4 protein-coding genes are annotated in these 2,817 nt (G+C 41.1%); 3 read left to right on the forward strand and 1 reads right to left on the reverse strand.

Features of this window, described 5'->3' with window-relative positions; genetic code table 11:
• The 3 genes from OB13_RS18875 to OB13_RS18885 form a co-directional block, all read left to right on the forward strand.
• Nucleotides 1-394, forward strand: a 394-nt coding sequence (locus OB13_RS18875; protein ID WP_461491738.1) for a hypothetical protein, incomplete at its 5' end; no start/stop codon positions are given.
• A 96-nt stretch (nt 395-490) separates the two neighbouring features.
• A complete protein-coding gene (locus OB13_RS18880) occupies nt 491-1,072 on the forward strand; it encodes a hypothetical protein (protein ID WP_461491739.1) in 582 nt (193 codons plus the stop codon).
• A 137-nt stretch (nt 1,073-1,209) separates the two neighbouring features.
• The gene (locus OB13_RS18885) at nt 1,210-2,283 is read left to right on the forward strand and encodes a calcium:cation antiporter (RefSeq protein WP_461491740.1); all 1,074 of its coding nucleotides are present in this window, start codon (nt 1,210-1,212) and stop codon (nt 2,281-2,283) included.
• Between the two features lie 228 nt (nt 2,284-2,511).
• Here OB13_RS18885 and OB13_RS18890 read toward each other — a convergent pair.
• A partial coding sequence (locus tag OB13_RS18890) for a uracil-DNA glycosylase (RefSeq protein ID WP_461491741.1) occupies nt 2,512-2,817 on the reverse strand: 306 nt, incomplete at its 5' end.

A 2,817-nucleotide genomic window follows, 5' to 3' on the forward strand; every position in this document is an offset into this window, starting at 1 on the left:
TTTAAAATCATATAGTCAGTCTGACTTAATACAGATAGACTTCTTGGATAAAGGAGTAACAGACAGCCTGATTTTTTGCAAACCACTTAATGGTATAGTCTTACTAACCACAAAGGGAAGCCAAAGTAAGAAGTTGGTAAGACAGTATCTTGCTGAAGTAAAGGGAAAGTATACGAGTTACAAATCAAATGTAAAACCTAATGAAACTTCTCAAGATGTGCTGCCAGTCTTGGTTATTAACGGAAACCAGATTGAATTTTCTGAAAGCTTTGCTGAAATAGAAAAGTTGAAGGCATCTGAAGTATTCGGAATAAATATCATTGAAAGACCTGTATCTCAAGAATTGTACGGGGAAAACGGGAAGAACGGGTTAATAATAATTTCAACTAAATAGAAAGCCAGTTGCCAACACAGTTTATACCCTATGCTTCGGCTGGTGGCCTCGCACAAGGTATACACGAGCACGTTAGCGGTAATATTTAATTAATAAATGGACCAAGCTTTAAACAACTCAAGTTCAGCAATTGAAGGAGCACATCAAGAGAAAGTTCGCTGGGGAAAGACAATTTGGTTTTTTACGTTGCAAGGTGTATTCTCTTATTTTACTTTAAAGCAGGATTATTTTCTTAACTGGGAAGCTGATTTGCCACCACTTATAATAACGCTAGTGATTTTGGGCTTTCTATACGGGTGTGTTTCCAACTTTATAATATGCTATCTCATTAAAATTACTGGCAGGTTGTTCAAGGCAGAAGCTTCATATAATGCTATCTTGAATACTTTTACTTTGGCATATTGGCCACACCTTTATTCTGTTGCTATAATTATTATACAGGTGATAATGGCATACTATTATGAGAGTAATTTTATCCATGATAACAAGATAGTTCTTGCGTTTTTTTTGATTGTACTTAAGCTTATCGCTGGTGTGTTAGCTATATGGATTCTAATACGTTTAATCAAAGGCATGGCTTTAGTTCAAAAATTAACAGTTGGCTATGCACTTCTTAACTTTTTAGCTGCAGCACTACTATTCACTCCCATTTACTATCTCCTATTATATAAGTTCTAAAATTACAGTTGCTAACCATGCACATAAGCCAAGCTTAGGCTACGTCTTGCTCGTTCTATGTACCAATCCGTTATATGTAATTCTAAGCAGGAACGATTTGAAAATATCAGCTTACACCTATTCAATAAATTAAAATTATGAGATTTCTTCAGTGGACGATTATCATCCCGATTGTGGCTTGGATTCTGTTTTTCTCCGGGCTTATTTCCGACAGCAGTATCTTTCAAATTGTTGCGAGTGTGCTGCTTATCCTCAGTGTGATGTCGGCCGTGCACCATTCCGAAATAATTGCTGAAAGAGTAGGAGAACCTTACGGAACCATCATCCTGGCTATATCGATAACGGTGATTGAGGTCTCCATCATCATATCCCTGATGATGACGGAAGGGAAAGAGGCTGCTTCACTGGCCAGAGATACGGTGTATGCTGCCACCATGCTTATTCTGAACGGTATAGTCGGCCTTTGCCTGTTAATCGGAAGTCTGAAGCATTACGAACAAAATTTCTCCAAGCCTTCTGTCACCATCGCTTTGGTTTCGTTGATCTCCATTGTTGTTTTCACGTTGGTGTTTCCCACCTTCACCGAAAGTGTATCAGGGGGTTACTATTCAACGCCCCAGCTCGTTTTTGCTTCCATTGCCTGCCTGGTTATTTACGGATGCTTTCTATTCGTACAAACAAGAAGACACCGGCAATATTTTCTTACTATCGGGACTGATGAAGATGAAGAAAAAGCGGAACCCATCCTCATCAGCAACAGGGCATTTTTTACAAGTCTGCTGTTTCTAATTGTTTGTTTAGGGATTGTCGTGCTGCTGGCCAAAACACTTTCCCCTACCATCGAAAGCATTATTACTGGCTACAACCTTCCGAAAGCATTGGTAGGGATTGTAATCGCAGCCATCATTCTATTACCCGAAGGGATTGCTGCCATCATCGCTGCCAGAAACAACAGGCTGCAAACAAGTCTCAATCTTTCGCTGGGATCGGCGCTGGCAAGTATAGGTTTGACAATTCCGAGTGTAGCAGTCGTCTGTATAATCTATGATTTTAAGATCATTCTGGGGTTGGACATCAAGTCTATTATCCTGCTAGGACTATCGGTATTTACTGTCATGTTGTCCTTAAGCAGTGGTAAGACCAATGTTGTCTACGGCGTGGTGCTTCTCGTAAACCTGTTTGCTTTTATATTCCTGATGATCTACCCTTGATGTAAAAAACAGCGCGTAAGGTTGTATGCGTAGCAAACAGGCTAAACAGGTAAAGGGAGCTTTTTGCTTCGCCTGATTTTTGTATGAGCTGGCAGTGTATTTCGTAACAATTCACTGCCAGCTCATTTTTGGCCTTTTACACTTTTCCTATACCTGTTATACCGCATGTTTCGCCCTGTCAATGTGCGGTTTAGCGGAAATGCAGATAAACTTAAACTTTCCCCTGTACTACCAATCAATCGGCTCCTTGCCTTGTGCCAGGAGATACTCGTTGGCCTTACTGAAATGGTGCGTTCCGAAAAAACCGCGGTCAGCTGCAAATGGTGAGGGATGGGCGGCTTTGAGTACCAGATGCTTGCGTTCATCAATAAAGGCCCCTTTCTTTTGGGCATAGGCTCCCCATAACATGAACACCACCCCTTCTTTCAGGTCGTTCACTTTTTTTACGACTGCATCTGTGAATTCTTCCCAACCTTTCTTCTGGTGAGATCCGGCATTGCCGGCCTGCACGGTGAGCGTGGCGTTGAGCAACAA

The organism is Pontibacter sp. HJ8 (assembly GCF_054824225.1).